Source organism: Nocardiopsis sp. KDC1DS13DA1 (assembly GCF_055632325.1).
In genome coordinates this window covers 17,677-33,222 of sequence record NZ_JBVMUY010000006.1, presented here as the reverse complement: position 1 = coordinate 33,222, position 15,546 = coordinate 17,677, and the positions used below count along the sequence as shown (strand labels likewise).

Genomic DNA, 15,546 nt, shown 5'->3' with positions numbered 1-15,546 from the left:
CCCCGGAGCACCGCCGTGCGGCGGCATCCGGACAGGTCTTGGCACAGGCGCCGACACCCTAGTCTGGAAGACATGCCGGAGTACATCTACACCATGCAAAACGTGCGCAAGGCGCACGGCGACAAGGTCGTCCTTGACAACGTCTCGGGGTCGTTCCTGCCCGGAGCCAAGATCGGCGTCGTGGGGCCCAACGGTGCGGGTAAGTCGACGCTGCTGAAGATCATGGCCGGCATCGAGCAGCCGTCCAACGGCGAGGCGCGCCTGATGCCCGGTTTCACCGTGGGCCTGCTCGCCCAGGAGCCCCACCTCGACGCCGACAAGAACGTCCTGGAGAACGTCGAGGACGGGGTCGCCGAGACCAAGGCGATGCTGAACCGCTTCAACGAGATCGCCGAGCAGATGGCGACCGACTACTCCGACGACCTGTTGGAGGAGATGGGCAAGCTCCAGGAGCAGCTCGACCACCGCAACGCCTGGGACCTGGACAGCCAGCTGGCCCAGGCCATGGACGCTCTGCGCTGCCCGCCCGGGGACGCCTCCGTCACCCAGCTGTCCGGTGGTGAGAAGCGCCGCGTCGCCCTGTGCAAGCTGCTGCTGGAGGCGCCCGACCTGCTGCTCCTCGACGAGCCCACCAACCACCTGGACGCCGAGAGCGTGAACTGGCTGGAGCAGCACCTGGCCAAGTACCCCGGCACCATCGTCGCCATCACCCACGACCGGTACTTCCTCGACCACGTCGCCACGTGGATCCTGGAGCTGGACCGCGGCCAGTTCTACCCCTACGAGGGCAACTACAGCACCTACCTGGAGACCAAGCAGTCCCGTCTGAAGGTCGAGGGGCAAAAGGACGCCAAGCGCTCCAAGCGCATCAAGGAGGAGTTGGAGTGGGTCCGCTCCAACGCCAAGGCCCGCCAGACCAAGAGCAAGGCCCGTCTCCAGCGCTACGAGGAGATGGCGGCCGAGGCCGACAAGACCCGCAAGCTGGACTTCGAGGAGATCCAGATCCCGCCGGGCCCGCGTCTGGGCAACACGGTCGTGGAGGTCAAGAACCTCACCAAGGGCTTCGACGACCGCGTCCTGATCGAGGACCTGAGCTTCTCGCTCCCGCCCAACGGCATCGTCGGCGTCATCGGCCCCAACGGTGTCGGTAAGACGACCCTGTTCAAGATGATCGTCGGCGAGGAGACCCCCGACGAGGGCAAGATCAACGTCGGCGAGACCGTCGAGATCTCCTACGTCGACCAGTACCGCGGCCGGATCGACGACACCAAGAACGTCTGGGAGACCATCTCCGACGGCGAGACCTTCATCGAGGTCGGCAAGGTCGAGATCCCCAGCCGCGCCTACGTCGCCGCGTTCGGCTTCAAGGGTTCGGACCAGCAGAAGCCCTCCGGGGTGCTCTCCGGCGGTGAGCGCAACCGCGTCAACCTGGCGCTCACCCTCAAGCAGGGCGGCAACCTCCTGCTCCTGGACGAGCCCACCAACGACCTGGACGTGGAGACCCTCGGCTCACTGGAGAACGCGCTGCTGGACTTCCCCGGCTGCGCCGTGATCACCTCCCACGACCGCTGGTTCCTGGACCGCGTCGCCACGCACATCCTCGCCTGGGAGGGCGACGCCAACTGGTTCTGGTTCGAGGGCAACTTCGAGTCCTACGAGAAGAACAAGATCGAGCGCCTGGGCCCGGACGCCGCGCGCCCGCACGCGGTCACCCACCGCAAGCTCACCCGCGACTGACCCTCAGCGCGCACGCGGGGCCCCGCGGACCGGTTCCGGCCTGGTCCGCGGGGCCCCGCGCGTGCCACGGCCCCCGGGCAGCCCCCGGAGCGGAAACCCGGTGTACCCAGGGGCGGGATGTCGCTATCGTCCGGGCATGACGATTCTGTGCGTGCCGTACCACCTGGACGAGTACCTGACCGGCTTCCGGCTCCCGTGGCGCGGGCACGGGGAGACCCTGATCGAGGACTTGCCGGACGCCGATGTGTGGACCCGCATGGCGGCCCTCCACGGGACCGTCGCCGAACGCGTCGCGGACCACGTCCGCGCCGGGCGGGTTCCCACCGTGCTGTCCGGGGACTGCATGGTGGCCCTCGGCACCGCGGCGGGCCTGCAACGGGCCGGCGCGGACCCCTCCGTCGTCTGGTTCGACGCGCACGGCGACGTCCAGACCATGGAGACCAGCGCCTCCGGTTACGAGGGCGGTATCCCGCTGCGTGTACTGGCCGGGTACCGGCCCGACCCCGCGACCGACCGCCTGGGCCTGCGGGGGATCCCCGAGGAGCGCCTGGTCCTCGTGGACGGCCGCGACCTGGACCCGCCCGAGGCCGAGTACCTGCGCGGATCCTCCGTCCGTCAGTGCGCCGTCGCCGACGTGGGACCCGGGACCCTCCCCGACGGGCCGCTCCTGCTCCACGTGGACCTGGACGTCATCGACCCCGGCGAGGTGCCCGGGGTGCTCTTCCCCACACCCGGCGGGCCGAGTGCCGACGAGGTCGTCAAGGCCGTCCACCGGGTCTGGGACACCGGCCGCGTGGCCGCTGTGAGCCTGGGCTGCACCTGGCGGCCGGACCGCGACGAGGACCTGCCCGGCGGGGTCCGTGCCACACTGCTGGCCGCTCTCCTCAGGAGGAGCGCCTGAGAGCCGGGGAGCCGCACCCGGGCGTGCGGAGGTGGCGCGGCCCGCGAGTGTTCCCGGTTCCCCCGGCCCGCCTGACGGGCCGGGGAGCGTCGCATACCCTGGTGGGCGATGACTTCCGCGCGAGATGATCACCAGAACCAGGGCGAGGGGCCGGTGCGAACGACGTTCTACGAGGCCGTGGGCGGTGAGGAGACCTTCACCCGCCTGGTCCGCCGCTTCTACGAGGGCGTCGCGGCCGACCCCCTGCTGCGGCCCATGTACCCGGAGGAGGACCTCGGTCCGGCCGAGGAGCGCCTGCGCCTGTTCCTCATCCAGTACTGGGGCGGCCCGCGTACCTACAACGAGCAGCGCGGCCACCCGCGGCTGCGGATGCGCCACGTCCCGTTCCGCGTCGGCGCCGCCGAGCGCGACCGGTGGCTGGAGCACATGCGCGCGGCGATGGACTCCCTGGAGCTGCACGAGGTCCTCGACCGGCAGATGTGGGAGTACATGGTCATGGCGGCGCACAGCATGGTCAACGTTCCCGAGGAGGCCGCGGCCCCGGCGGTGGCCGACCCGACGTCGTTGTCGGTGGCCTCGAAGGAGGAGCGCGACGACGACGGCGGCGGCGAGACCGTCTCCGTCTCCCTGAAGTAGGGTCCGCGGCCGAGGCCGGGCTCGGCGGCCCCGGGGCGCCCCCGCTCAGGAGTACTGGGCGAGGAAGGCGCGCTCGGTGCCGTTGAGCCGCCGGGCGCTCTGGGTGGGCACGTCGAACCCGACCAGCACCGTCCTGGCCCGCAGGTAGACGGTCGTGTCGTCGCGGATCTCGTAGGCCAGCGTGCAGCTCGCGTTGCGGACCTCGGTCACCCACAGCTCCACCCGCACCGGGTCCTTCCGCGGCAGCAGGGGGGCCACGTAGTCCGCCTCCTGGCGGGCCACGACCATGGCGCCGAAGACCTCCTCGCCCTCCTCGACCATGCCGCCGTAGCGCATGAACGAGATCCGGGCGTCCTCCAGGTAGGTGAGCATCCGCACGTTGTTGACGTGGTGCTGGGGATCAAGGTCGGCGTAGCGGACCTGGGCCAGGTGGACGTGCCGCTGCGGCACGGTCGCGGTTCCGCTGGCTCCGGCCTCGGTCTGTGTCACGTGCTGGTTCCTCTCGTGGGCGGCTCCCGGGGGGCGGACTCCACCGATTGTCCCAATCCCCCCGGGAGGCCGATCCACTGACCAGGTCTCTGGCGTGTGTCGTGAGTCTCCCCGCGGCGGCCGAAGCCCATGGTCGGACCGTGGTTCAGGCCACCGACGCCCCCAGGTGGTGGGCGAGGAAGGCCAGCTGTTCGGCGCTCAGCGCCACGCTCCGGCTCACTGAGCGGGAGCTGTGCCCGACCTCCGACTCGCGCCGCAGCAGGATCGGCCGCTCGTCCGGGGCGGCGGAGGTGGCCCACTGCATCAGCGCGCACAGCTTGCGGGCGTGCATGGGGTCCACCCGGGTGTCGTTGTCGAACACCGTGAACAGTGTCGCCGGGTAGCGGGCCCCCTCACGCACGTTGTGGTAGGGCGAGTACCCCAGCAGCCACTCCAGCTCCCCGGGTTCGTCGGCACTGCCGTACTCCACGTTCCACAGCTGCCCCAGGCCGAAGCCCTCGTAGCGCACCATGTCCAGCAGCGGGGCCGAGCACACCGCGGCGGCGAACAGGTCGGGACGCTGGGTGACCATCGCGCCGACCAGCAGCCCGCCGTTGCTCCCGCCCATGACCGCGAGCTGTTCGGGGGTGGTGACCCCTGTCGCGACCAGGTGTTCGGCGGCCGCGGCGCAGTCGTCGAACACGTTCTGCTTGTTGGCGAGCATCCCGCCGCGGTGCCACTCCTCGCCCTCCTCCAGCCCGCCGCGCAGGTTGGCGGTGGCGTACACGCCTCCGGAGCGCACCCAGGCCAGGACCGACGCGGAGTAGGAGGGGGTCAGGGAGATGCGGAAGCCGCCGTAGCCGTACAGGACGGTCGGCCGGGGACCGTCCGCGGGTTCGGCGGGGGAGACCACGAGCATGCGCACCGGGGTGCCGTCTCCGGACGTGTAGGTCACCAGTTCGGTGCGCACGTCGGGCAGGTTCACGGTGCCGGGCGCGTCCGCCCACGCCGACAGTGCTCCGCTGAGCGCGTCGTACCGGTACACCGACGACGGGTGCGTGCTGTCGGTGTAGCCGAACCAGACCTCGTGGCCGCCCTCCGGCCGCTCCATGAGCGAGCCGACCGATCCCAGGCCGGGCATCTCCAGTGCGCCGAGCCGCTCGCCGGTGGCCAGGTCGTGGCGGGTGACCTCGCTGATCGCGTGGCGGCTCCAGCCGACCAGGATCTCGGGACGGTCCATCTCGGGCCCGTCGAGGATCGCCAGGTCCTCCAGCACCGCCTCGGGGTCCTGCGCGATCAGGGTGGTCCAGTGCTCGTACCCGGGGGCGGTCGGGTCGGCCACGCACACGCGGCCGCGCGGGGCGTCGCGGTCGGTGTACAGGTACAGGCGCCCGTCCCGGCCCACGTGCGCGGACAGGGCGGCGTCCACACCCTCCTGGACGGGCACGAGCCGGGGCGCGCCCGGGCCGTCCTCGGACAGGTCGGCGATCCACATGTCGGTGGCCGGGGAGGTGCCGCGGACCGACAGCAGGATCAGCCAGCGACCGTCGCGGCTGACGGTGACGCCGAAGTACTCGGTCTTGTCGCGGTCCTGGCCGAAGATGAGTACGTCCTGGTCGGTGGGGGTGCCCAGCCGGTGCAGGTAGACGCGTCGGTGGTAGCCCTCCTCCCCTTCGGGGACCTGGTCGGCGGGCAGCCGCCGTACGTAGTAGAAGGCGGAGGAGTCGGGCAGCCAGGCGATCGGGCTGTAGCGGGTGCGGTCGATCGGTCCGTCGACCGTCCGGCCGGTGTCCACGTCCATGATCCGCAGGGCCGACTCCTCGTCGCCGCCCTCGGAGAGCTGGTAGGCCAGCAGCCGCCCGGAGTGGTCGGGTTTCCAGGCGTCGAGGGTGGTGAGCCCCCCCGGGTCCAGGGCTCCGGGGTCGATCAGGACGCGTTCGGGGCCGTTGCCGTCCCGGACGTGGAGGACACCGTGCTCCTGGTCGGCGGTGCGGTGGGTGAAGAAGTGGCGCTCGCCCCGCCACACGGGGGCGCCGACGTGCCCGGCGTCCATGAGCGACCGGACCTGCTCGCCGAACCACTTGTGTGCCCGGAACCCGGAGGAGACCGTGGAGTAGAGGGTGTCCTGGGCGGCGGACCACTCCTTGGTGGCGGTGGTCTGCGGATCCTCCAGCCACCGGTAGGGGTCGGGGACCGTGTGGCCGTGCAGGTTGTCGACGATGTCCAGCCGCTCTGCTGGCGGGTAGCGAAGTTCACGCATACTTCGCACCCTATCCACCGATATCTCACGCCCGGTGTTCGGCGCGGCGGCACCGTGAAACACGGTGTGGGCGGCGCACAATGGGTGGAGGAAAGCGACGACACGCGCTTTCCGGGCGTCCTGTCGAAAATTGGGGTGGCGCCGGAGCGGTCTGACCACGCAAACTGAATGCGGGACGCGAGCTCGGCGGAAACCACCGGGAGGTCCGTGTGGCAAGGCGAACGGAACCACCGATCCTCGGATCGGTGCACAGGGAGGTTTCCTGGCTGGCCTACCGGCTGGCCGGGGAGGAGACACGGCCGCTGTACACGACGGCCGGGGCGAAGCGATGAGCGCCCGAGACAGCCGGGAGGGTGGCCCACCGACGGCCCGACGCCACGTGCTGCTGCTCAACGCCAGTTTCGAACCGCTGACGACCCTTCCCCTGCGCAGGGCGATCCTGCTCGTTCTGCGGGAGAAGGCGGAGGTCGTGCACGGGGACGAGGCCGGGGCGGTGCTCCACTCGGCGACGCGGTCGTACAACGTGCCGTCGGTCATCCGGCTCAGGCGCTACATCAGCGTCCCGTACGGGCGCCGGGTGCCGCTGACACGGGTGGCGCTCATGCGGCGGGACCGGCACACCTGCGGTTACTGCGGGAAGAAGGCCGAGACGATCGACCACGTCATCCCGCGCAGCCGCGGCGGGGCGCACGTGTGGGAGAACGTGGTGGCGGCGTGCAAGCCGTGCAACCACCGCAAGGCCGACAAGTTCCTGGACGAACTCGGATGGGAACTGCACATCACCCCCAAGGTGCCCAAGGGTCCGCACTGGCGGCTGATCAACGGTGATCTGCACGGCGACCCCCAGTGGGAGCCCTACATGGCCCACCTGGCCGCCTGACACCCCGGGGCCGGGGTCAGGCGTCCCCGTCCGGCCCCGGGGTACCTCCCCCGCCCTCACCCGTGCCCGAACACGCGGGGAACCGCGCCGAGGGCGCCCGCGGGCGGGAGGAGCCGCGGCCGGATGCGGCCCGTCGCGGGCGGCGGAGGCGCACGGGTGGGCGCACGCCCGTATCCTGGCCGCATGCCCAGATACGACTTCCGCTGCCGCGAGTGCGGCACCACCTTCGAGCTCTCGCGTCCGATGGCCCGGGCGGGCGATCCCGCGGACTGCCCGCGGGGACACGACGACACCGTGCGCCTGCTGTCGACCGTGGCCGTGGGCGGACGCGCCGCCGCCCCCGCGCCCTCCGGTGGCGGAGGGTGCTGCGGGGGCGGCTGCTGTTCCTGAGCGGCGCCGGGCCCTCGGAGGGGGGCCGGCACCCTCCCTAACGCTCGATCTGCGAGACGTCGCGCGCCGCGCCGGTGGAGGCCGAGGTGGCCATGGCCGCGTAGGCGCGCAGCGCCGCCGTCACCGGGCGCTGGCGGTCACGCGGCTGGAAGCGGCCCGTCTCCTTGAGCAGCCGCTCCCGGCGGGCGTTGAGCTCGTCCTCGGCGACCTCCAGCACGATGCCGCGGTTCGGGATGTCGATGCTGATGGTGTCGCCGTCCTCGACCAGGGCGATGTCGCCACCGGCGGCGGCCTCCGGTGAGGCGTGTCCGATGGACAGTCCCGACGTGCCGCCGGAGAAGCGCCCGTCGGTGATGAGCGCGCACGCCTTGCCCAGGCCGCGGCCCTTGAGGAAGCTCGTCGGGTACAGCATCTCCTGCATGCCCGGGCCGCCCTTGGGGCCCTCGTAGCGGATGACGACCACGTCACCGGCCTCGACCTGCTTGGAGAGGATGCCGTCCACGGCGTCCTCCTGTGACTCGAACACCTTCGCGGGTCCGGAGAAGGTCCACAGCTCCTCCTCCACGCCGGCGGTCTTGACGATCGCGCCGTCCGGGGCGAGGTTGCCGAACAGCACCGCCAGCCCGCCGTCCTTGGTGTAGGCGTGCGGCACGGACCGGATGCAGCCCTTCTCGCGGTCGGTGTCCAGGCTGTCCCAACGGGTGCTCTGCGAGTACGCCCTGGTGGTGCGCCGACCGCCGGGCGCGGCGTGGAACAACTCCACCGCCTCGTCGCTGACGGTGTCACCGGCGACGTCCCACTCGGCGATGAACTCGCCGACGGTCTTGCCGTGCACGGTGGGCAGGGAGGTGTCCAGCAGGCCGCCCCGGGCGAGTTCGCCCAGGATGGCGGGGATGCCGCCCGCGCGGTGGACGTCCTCGATGTGGTACTTCTCCGTGTTCGGTGCGACCTTGCACAGGCACGGCACGCGGCGGGAGACCGCGTCGATCTCGGGGAGTCCGAAGCCGACCCCCGCCTCCGTGGCGGCTGCCAGCAGGTGCAGGATCGTGTTGGTGGAGCCGCCCATGGCCACGTCCAGGGCCATGGCGTTGCCGAAGGCGGCCGGGGTGGCGATGGACAGCGGCAGGACGGAGGCGTCGTCGTCCTCGTAGTACCGCTTGGCCGCCTCGACGACCAGGCGTCCGGCGTCCTCGTACAGGGCGCGGCGCGCGGTGTGGGTGGCCAGCACGGTGCCGTTGCCCGGCAGGGCCAGGCCGATCGCCTCGGTCAGGCAGTTCATCGAGTTGGCGGTGAACATGCCCGAGCAGGAGCCGCAGGTCGGGCAGGCGGCCTCCTCCATCTCGTCCAGCTCCGCCTGCGAGACGCTCTCGTCGGCCGCGGCGATCATCGGGTTGATCAGGTCGAGTTTGCGGACCGTGGTGGCGGTGCCCTCGACCACGGTGACCTTGCCCGCCTCCATGGGGCCGCCGGAGACGAACACCGTGGGGATGTTGAGCCGCAGCGCGGCCAGCAGCATGCCGGGGGTGATCTTGTCGCAGTTGGAGACGCACACCAGGGCGTCGGCGCAGTGCGCGTTGACCATGTACTCGACCGAGTCGGCGATGAGTTCGCGGCTGGGCAGCGAGTAGAGCATGCCGCCGTGGCCCATCGCGATGCCGTCGTCGACGGCGATCGAGTTGAACTCACGCGGCACACCGCCCGCCCCGCGGATCGCGCCGGCGACCACGTCGGCGACCTCGCGCAGGTGGACGTGTCCGGGGACGAACTCGGTGAAGCTGTTGGCCACGGCCACGATGGGCTTGCCGAAGTCCTCGCGCTCCACGCCGGTGGCGCGCATGAGGGCGCGCGCGCCTGCCATGTTCCTGCCGTGTGTGACCGTGCGTGAGCGTAGCGCGGGCATGGGGTGGGCTCCCATCGGTTCCGGGTGTTTCCCCTCGATGGTAGTCGCCCCGGAGCGGTGGTGCGGTCTCGGGATCAAAGACATTGTGTCCGCATGGTGAGACATCGGCGGATGTGCGGACAGGTTCGGGCGCTACGGGCCCCGCTGGGCGCGATCGCGCGAAAGGGCCCGGGGGGAACCACGCCGTCGTGGCTCCTCCCGGGCCCTCCCGGAGCGGACGGGGTCAGTAGCGGGGCGGCAGGGCCTTCTTCGCGGCCTCGTAGATCTCCTCGATCTCTCCTTCGTCCAGCCGGTCCCGGCCGGTGCGCAGCCACTTGCGGACCTTGGTGCCGGTGATGATGTCGACGCCGCGCAGCCGGTGGCTGTCCCAGGGCATCCCGGGGCCGTAGATGGCGAGCGCGGCGCGCACCTTGATCTCGCGACCCAGTTCCCGGTTGATCAGCTCCGTGGCCCGCTCGGCCTCCTCCAGCGCCTCGTCGATCCGCTCGTTCTTGCTGAAGCGGCCGTGGTAGAGCTTCTCCAGCTTGTTGCGCAGGGGCAGGCGCCGGTCCCAGGACTCGGAGTCGATGGCGAACGCGCCGCGGCGGCCCACGATGAAGTGGTCGATCTGGCCGTTGCCGCCGGGGACCGCGCGCGCGTGCAGGACGCGGTAGCCGAGCTGCTTCATGACCTTGAGCTGGACCTCGGTCTTGCGCTGGGCGGCCGAGGGTTTGCGCCACCGGGGCACCTCGGACTCGCGCCGGGCGCTGTAGACGGTGATCCCGGCCAGGGTGAGCAGGCCGAGGGTGACCCCGACCCGCCAGTCCGCGGCGAGGACGCCGAGCGAGAGCGCGACCGCCGCGGCGACGGCCGCGCGGATGGTCCATCTGCGCACGGTGTCATTGGATTTCAGGCTTCCGTAGAGTACTCGTGCGCCCGAATTGTCGGTTTTCTTGCGTTGATTGGGAAAGAAGAGCTCTTCCGGGCTCTGCTCCGAAGGCGGTGCGCTGCTCGGTTGGGTGCGATCGTTCGCTGTCGTTGCCGATTCCACGTCGGACAGGTTAGTTCCATCCATATCCGAGTCCTAGTGCATGACTTCTCACACTTTTCTTACCTCGTCCCGGGGGCGTATACGTGTCCGTGAACCGGGGACGGGGAAGAACCACCGTTTCGACGGTCTCTCTAGAGAGGGCCGCCAACCTGGTGGTGCCCCGTGACGTGCCCGCTAATCTGATGAATCATGACCCAGATCCACGAACTTCCGGCATACCGGATCGCCGACCTGGTGCGAGGTCGAGAGCTGTCCCCTCGTGAGATCGCTGAGCACTGCCTGGACCGGATCGAACGGCTTGATCCGACCTACGGTGCGTTCATTGCGGTTAGTCCGGAACAGGTGCTTGAACAGGCCCGATATGCGGAGAAGCGCGTCATGCGCGACACGCCGGACAGCCTGCCGCCACTCCTCGGCGTGCCCCTCCCCGTCAAGGACCTGGACCTGCTGGCCGGATCACCCACCACCTTCGGTTCGCGGGCCGTCGATCCCGTACCGGCCCCCCTCGACGACGGCGCGGTGGCCGCGCTGCGTTCCGCGGGCGCCCTCCTCCTCGGCAAGACCAACACCCCCGAGTTCGGGTGCACCTGCTACACCGAGAACGACGTCGCCCCGCCCAGTCGCAACCCCTGGGACACCGACCGCACCCCCGGCGGATCCAGCGGCGGCGCCGCGGTGGCGGTCTGCGCCCGCATGGCCGCCGCCGCCCACGGGAGCGACGGCGGCGGATCACTGCGCATCCCCGCCAGCGCGTGCGGACTGTTCGGCCTCAAACCCACGAGGGGGCGGATCTCCGGCGGCCCCCTCAAGCCCGACCTCGTGGGCCTGTCCACGGCCGGTCCCCTGGCCCGGACCGTGCTGGACGCGGCGCTCCTGCTCGACGCCATGGCCGGGACACGGCCCGGGGACCTCTACGGCGCCCCGCCGCTCCCGCCGGGAGAGACCTTCGCCGACCACGCGCGCCGCGCCCCCGGCCGCCTGCGGGTGGGCCGCTACGCCGACGCCGGAAGCGTCGGCGTCCCCGTCCACCCCCACGTCCGGGCCGCCTACGACGCCGCCTCCGACCTCCTGGCCGACCTCGGCCACGAGGTGGCGGAGATCCCCACCCCCGGCGACGCCCACTTCGGCGGAACCTTCCCGGAGGACTTCGGTGTGCTCTGGGCCGCGATGGCCTCGGCCAGCCCCGTGGCCCCCGACCGCGAGCACGAACTCAGACCGATCACCCGCTGGCTGCGCGAACGCGCCCGCGCCATCCCCGTCCCCGACTACGTCGCGGCCTGCGTCCGGCTCCAGAGGGGGGTGCGCTCCCTGATCGCCGCCACCGAGCCCTACGACGTGCTGCTCAGTCCCACCCTGGCGCTGCCGCCGGTGCCGATCGGGCACTTCGACCGGGGCGGCCCGGAGGAGGAGTTCCGCCGCATGACCGAGTTCACCCCGTTCACGTCGGTGTACAACGTCTCCGGCCAGCCGTCGGCCAGCATCCCCCTGCACTGGTCGCCGGACGGGCTGCCCATCGGCGTCATGCTCACCGGGCGGATGGGCGGGGAGGGGACCCTGCTGTCGCTGTCGGCCCAGCTGGAGGAGGCCCGCCCCTGGGCGCACCGGACTCCGCCGGGGCTCGACTGACCGGCACCCGCCACAAGCCCCGCCCCGTCAGGCGTCCTCGCGGGCCGGACCCGCGTCCCGGGCGGTGTCCCCCACCCTCGCCTCCGGTTCGGGTACCGTCGCGGGCCCGGCCCCCGTACGCACACCGGACGTGGACACGAACACGCTCAGCGCCGCGGCCAGCGACGCCACGACCGCCGCACCCGCGGCGCCGCCCGCCACCCCGAATCCGTCGATCAGCGCGCCGACCATCGGGCCCGCGGCCGCGCTGCCCACGCCCATCCCCGAGGCCAGCCAGCCGAAGGCCTCGGCCCGGCGGTCCGGAGGGGAGACGTCGCCCAGCCGTCCCATCACCGCCGCCACGGTGGGCGCGATCGTCACCCCCGACAGGAACAGCAGCGGTGTGATCCACAGCGGGGTGGGCAGGTGCGTGACCGGCGGCACGAACGGGACGAGGGCCGCCAGGCCCAGCGCGGCGGCCACACTCCGCCGCACCAGCCGCGGCCGTCCCCGCAGCCCCCCGGCGACCGCGCCGCCGACGAGGGAGCCCAGCGCCCACACCGACGCCAGCACCATCACGTACTGGGGCGAGTCCAGCTCGTTGGCCCAGGCCACGATGACCAGGTCCACCCCCACGATCCCGCAGACCAGCAACACCGACATGAGCAGCAGCACGCACAGTGCCGGGTAGCGCAGCAGGCTGCGCCGGGGGCCGTCCCCGTCGCTCCCCGCACCGTCCGGCACAGGCGCGGGACCGGCCACCCCGGCCCGCCGCAGCGAGAGGGCGAACCCGACCGCGCCGGCCAGCGCCAGCACCGACAGCAGCGCCAGCGCCCACCGGGGACCCGCGTAGGCCACCACGCCGGCGGTCAGCACGGGACAGAAGACGAACAGGAGTTCCTGGGTGGTGGCCTCCGCCGCGTAGATGGCGTTGCGCTCGGTGCCGGAGGTCAGCCGCGGCCACAGGGCGCGCACGATCTGGTTGGCGGGCGACCCGAACGCCCCGGTGAACAGCGCCAGCGGCACCGCCAGCCACCACAGGGAACCGGGCATGAGGACCAGTGCGAACAGTCCCGCGCTGAAGACCACGCCGCACACCAGCACCAGCCGGTCGCTACGGCCCCGGTCGGCCATCCGGCCGCGCAGCGGCCCGACCACGGCCACCCCCAGCATGAAGGCACCCGCGACCAGCCCCGCGAAGGTGTAGGAGCCCGTCCATCCCTCGGCCAGGAAGGTGACCGCGATCATCAGCCCGGGGAAGTAGAAGCGGGCCACGAGTGACCAGGCCAGCAGGGACAGGACGTGGGGAACGGCGAAGACGCGCCGGTAGTTGGACAGCACCCCGTTCATTATGCACAGCGCCCTGACGGGCGGCGATCGCATTTACGGCGGCATCGCGCCGACGTTCTGGCCCCACGCCGGGCGGTCCTCCGGTGTATGCGGGCTCTGGTAGGGCATGATCGGTTGCTGTGAGGGACGTTCAGCTGGCCCGTGCGGCCGAGCAGTACGGTGTCGCGACCGCCTACGAGGACTGGCGGGGCGAACGCGTGTCCGTCAGCCCCGACACGGTCCGCCATGTCCTGGCGGCCCTGGGGGCGGACCCGGGGGAACCGGCCCCCGACACCGGGCGGCGGCTGCTGCCCCCGGCCGTGGTCGTCCGCGAGGGCAAGGGGCCCGACCTGGTGCTGCCTGAGGGCTCCCGCAGCACCGTCGAGACCGCCGACGGCTCCGTGCTGCCCTTCGACCCCGGACTCCCGCTCGGCGTGCACACGCTGCGCGTCGAGGACGGCGGGGTCGAGCACGACGCGCCGCTGCTCGTGGTCCCCGACCGGATCGAACCCGGCGCCCTGCGCGGCAACCGCCGCCTGTGGGGGCTCATGGCACAGGTCTACAGCGTCCGCTCCCGTGCCTCCTGGGGCACGGGAGACCTGCGTGACCTCGCCGAACTCGCCGACTGGGGCGGGCGCGACCTCGGCGCCGACTTCGTACTCGTCAACCCGATGCACGCCACCGAGCCCGTCGGACCGCTGGAGCCCTCGCCCTACCTTCCGGTCAGCCGCCGCTACGCCAGTCCGCTCTACGTCCGGGTGGAGGACATCCCCGAGTACGCGCGGCTCGACCCCGCCCAGCGGGAGGGCATCCAGCGGCTGGCCCGCCCCCTGCGCGAACGCGGCCGCACCGCCGACCTGCTCGACCGGGACGCGGTCTGGGAGGCCAAGCGCACCGCGTTGGAGGTGCTGTTCCAGGTGCCCCGGGCGCCCGGCCGGGAGGCCGCCCTGCGCGCCTACCTGGAACGTGAGGGCCAGCCCCTGGTCGAGTTCGCCACCTGGTGCGCCCTGGCCGAGGAGTACGGCAACGACTTTCGGACCTGGCCCGCACACCTGCGCGACGTCGAGGCGCGCGCGGTGGGGGAGGAGGCCCTGCGCAGGTGGCCGCTCGTGGAGTTCCACCGCTGGCTCCAGTGGGTCCTGGACGAGCAGCTCGCCCAGGCCCAGGCCACCGCCCGGGCGGGCGGTATGGACCTGGGCGTCGTGCACGACCTCGCGATCGGTGTGCAGGCCGGTGGCGCGGACGCGTGGATGTACAAGGGCGCGCTGGTGGGCGGACTGCACGCGGGCGCTCCGCCGGACGAGTTCAACCGGCGCGGCCAGGACTGGGGCCAGCCGCCCTGGCACCCGCGAGGCCTCGCCGAACTCGGCTACGCGCCCTTCCGCCAGATCATCGGCCAGGCGCTGCGGCACGCGGGCGGGGTCCGCGTCGACCACGTCATGGGTCTGTTCCGCATGTGGTGCGTGCCCGAGGGGGCCGACCCGTCCGAGGGCACCTACGTCAGGTACGACCACGAGGGCATGGTGGGCACGCTCGCCCTGGCCGCCCACCGCGCGGACGCGGTGGTCGTGGGCGAGGACCTGGGGACCGTGGAGCCCCGGGTGCGCCAGCACCTCGCCGACCGGGGGATCTTCGGCACCTCGGTGCTGTGGTTCGAGCAGGACGAGGAGGGGGAGCCGCGCGGTCCCGAGGAGTGGCGCTCCGACTGCCTGGCCACGGTCGCCACCCACGACCTGCCGCCGGTGGCGTCGTTCCTGTCGGGGGAGCACGTCGAGCTGCGCGACCGTTTGGGTCTGCTGGGCCGGCCCCTGGCCGAGGAGCTCGCCGACTCCGAGGCCCGGGTGGACCGGTGGCGGTCGCTGCTGGTCGAGCTGGGACTGCTGGACGAGGACGTGGATCCGGTGACCGACCCGGCCCCGGTGGTCGCGGCGATGCACGCCTACCTGGTGGCGACCCCGGCGCGGATGCTGGGGGTGGCACTCACCGACGTGGTGGGGGAGCGCAGGATGCAGAACCAGCCCGGTACGAGTACGGAGTACCCGAACTGGCGGATCCCGCTCACCAGCGGGGAGGGGGAGCCGGTGCTCGTCGACGAACTGCTCGCCGACCCGCGCACGGTGGCGCGGATCCGGCGCACCCTGGGGCCGGTCGGCGGCGGCCAGGGACGGATGCTCTAGGCAGTGTTGGTTGTGGTCCTTTGCCGCGCTTGGGACCGTGTTCGGAGCCCGGGAGGCAGGGGTGCTGCCCGCCCGTCGCCCGCCACCGCCCTCAACGGACGCCTGACGGCGCGGTTCCTCCTTCGGCGTCGCCGGCGGCTCGTTCCCCGCTCGCGGCTCGCCTCGTCGTGCGGCACCCCGCCGGTCGACGTTCGCCCGGGTCCTCACCCGAAGTCACGGGCGGCCGTCAGGCC

Annotated in this window: 13 protein-coding genes; 8 read left to right on the top strand and 5 right to left on the bottom strand. The window is 72.0% G+C overall.

Going from position 1 to position 15,546, the window contains the following annotated elements; all coding sequences use genetic code 11:
- Positions 1-72 precede the first annotated feature (72 nt).
- The 3 genes from ettA (at position 73) to ACTVAJ_RS05660 (ending at position 3,274) form a co-directional block, all read left to right on the top strand.
- On the top strand, positions 73-1,737 hold the full coding sequence (ettA, locus tag ACTVAJ_RS05670) for an energy-dependent translational throttle protein EttA (RefSeq protein ID WP_470386994.1): 1,665 nt from the start codon (positions 73-75) through the stop codon (positions 1,735-1,737).
- Between the two features lie 136 nt (positions 1,738-1,873).
- A complete protein-coding gene (locus tag ACTVAJ_RS05665; RefSeq protein WP_470386993.1) occupies positions 1,874-2,638 on the top strand; it encodes an arginase family protein in 765 nt (254 codons plus the stop codon).
- A gap of 108 nt (positions 2,639-2,746) precedes the next feature.
- Entirely contained in the window at positions 2,747-3,274 is a 528-nt protein-coding gene (locus ACTVAJ_RS05660; protein WP_470386992.1) for a globin, read from the top strand.
- 45 nt (positions 3,275-3,319) lie between these two features.
- On the opposite strand, the gene ACTVAJ_RS05655 is transcribed toward ACTVAJ_RS05660, so the two are convergent.
- Both ACTVAJ_RS05655 and ACTVAJ_RS05650 read right to left on the bottom strand, forming a co-directional pair.
- Positions 3,320-3,763, bottom strand: a complete 444-nt coding sequence (locus ACTVAJ_RS05655) for an acyl-CoA thioesterase (protein WP_470386991.1) — start codon at positions 3,761-3,763, stop codon at positions 3,320-3,322.
- Positions 3,764-3,908: 145 nt separating this feature from the next.
- Positions 3,909-6,002, bottom strand: coding sequence for a prolyl oligopeptidase family serine peptidase (locus ACTVAJ_RS05650; RefSeq protein WP_470386990.1), 2,094 nt, complete (start codon positions 6,000-6,002; stop codon positions 3,909-3,911).
- A 209-nt stretch (positions 6,003-6,211) separates the two neighbouring features.
- On the opposite strand from ACTVAJ_RS05650, the gene ACTVAJ_RS05645 reads away from it, so the two are divergent.
- The 3 genes from ACTVAJ_RS05645 to ACTVAJ_RS05635 all read left to right on the top strand — a co-directional run bounded on the left by ACTVAJ_RS05645 (position 6,212) and on the right by ACTVAJ_RS05635 (position 7,272).
- Positions 6,212-6,334 carry a hypothetical protein gene (locus ACTVAJ_RS05645; RefSeq protein WP_470386989.1) on the top strand — a complete coding sequence of 41 codons (123 nt, stop codon included), beginning with the start codon at positions 6,212-6,214 and terminating at the stop codon, positions 6,332-6,334.
- 47 nt (positions 6,335-6,381) lie between these two features.
- On the top strand, positions 6,382-6,882 hold the full coding sequence (locus ACTVAJ_RS05640) for an HNH endonuclease (protein WP_017600919.1): 501 nt from the start codon (positions 6,382-6,384) through the stop codon (positions 6,880-6,882).
- Between the two features lie 183 nt (positions 6,883-7,065).
- Positions 7,066-7,272: an FmdB family zinc ribbon protein gene (locus ACTVAJ_RS05635; RefSeq protein ID WP_470386988.1), complete on the top strand. Its 207-nt coding sequence runs from the start codon at positions 7,066-7,068 to the stop codon at positions 7,270-7,272.
- A 37-nt stretch (positions 7,273-7,309) separates the two neighbouring features.
- On the opposite strand, the gene ilvD is transcribed toward ACTVAJ_RS05635, so the two are convergent.
- Together ilvD and ACTVAJ_RS05625 are read right to left on the bottom strand one after the other, a co-directional pair.
- Positions 7,310-9,172 (bottom strand): dihydroxy-acid dehydratase, encoded by a 1,863-nt coding sequence (ilvD, locus tag ACTVAJ_RS05630; protein ID WP_470386987.1) that lies wholly within the window; start codon positions 9,170-9,172, stop codon positions 7,310-7,312.
- Positions 9,173-9,395: 223 nt separating this feature from the next.
- Positions 9,396-10,202 (bottom strand): nuclease-related domain-containing protein, encoded by an 807-nt coding sequence (locus tag ACTVAJ_RS05625; protein WP_470386986.1) that lies wholly within the window; start codon positions 10,200-10,202, stop codon positions 9,396-9,398.
- Between the two features lie 189 nt (positions 10,203-10,391).
- Between ACTVAJ_RS05625 and ACTVAJ_RS05620 the strand changes: the two genes are divergently transcribed.
- Complete coding sequence (locus ACTVAJ_RS05620; protein ID WP_470386985.1) at positions 10,392-11,828, top strand: amidase; 1,437 nt, start codon at positions 10,392-10,394, stop codon at positions 11,826-11,828.
- 27 nt (positions 11,829-11,855) lie between these two features.
- On the opposite strand, the gene ACTVAJ_RS05615 is transcribed toward ACTVAJ_RS05620, so the two are convergent.
- Positions 11,856-13,148: an MFS transporter gene (locus ACTVAJ_RS05615; RefSeq protein WP_470386984.1), complete on the bottom strand. Its 1,293-nt coding sequence runs from the start codon at positions 13,146-13,148 to the stop codon at positions 11,856-11,858.
- Positions 13,149-13,276: 128 nt separating this feature from the next.
- Between ACTVAJ_RS05615 and malQ the strand changes: the two genes are divergently transcribed.
- Entirely contained in the window at positions 13,277-15,313 is a 2,037-nt protein-coding gene (malQ, locus tag ACTVAJ_RS05610; RefSeq protein WP_470386983.1) for a 4-alpha-glucanotransferase, read from the top strand.
- The last annotated feature ends 233 nt before the right edge of the window (positions 15,314-15,546 follow it).

Excerpts from the sequence above, each read along its gene's own strand:
- ettA (WP_470386994.1), top strand. The coding sequence starts at position 73 with ATGCCGGAGTACATCTACACCATGCAAAACGTGCGCAAGGCGCACGGC.
- ACTVAJ_RS05665 (WP_470386993.1), top strand. The coding sequence starts at position 1,874 with ATGACGATTCTGTGCGTGCCGTACCACCTGGACGAGTACCTGACCGGC.
- ACTVAJ_RS05660 (WP_470386992.1), top strand. The coding sequence starts at position 2,747 with ATGACTTCCGCGCGAGATGATCACCAGAACCAGGGCGAGGGGCCGGTG.
- ACTVAJ_RS05650 (WP_470386990.1), bottom strand. The coding sequence starts at position 6,002 with ATGCGTGAACTTCGCTACCCGCCAGCAGAGCGGCTGGACATCGTCGAC.
- ACTVAJ_RS05635 (WP_470386988.1), top strand. The coding sequence starts at position 7,066 with ATGCCCAGATACGACTTCCGCTGCCGCGAGTGCGGCACCACCTTCGAG.
- ilvD (WP_470386987.1), bottom strand. The coding sequence starts at position 9,172 with ATGCCCGCGCTACGCTCACGCACGGTCACACACGGCAGGAACATGGCA.
- ACTVAJ_RS05620 (WP_470386985.1), top strand. The coding sequence starts at position 10,392 with ATGACCCAGATCCACGAACTTCCGGCATACCGGATCGCCGACCTGGTG.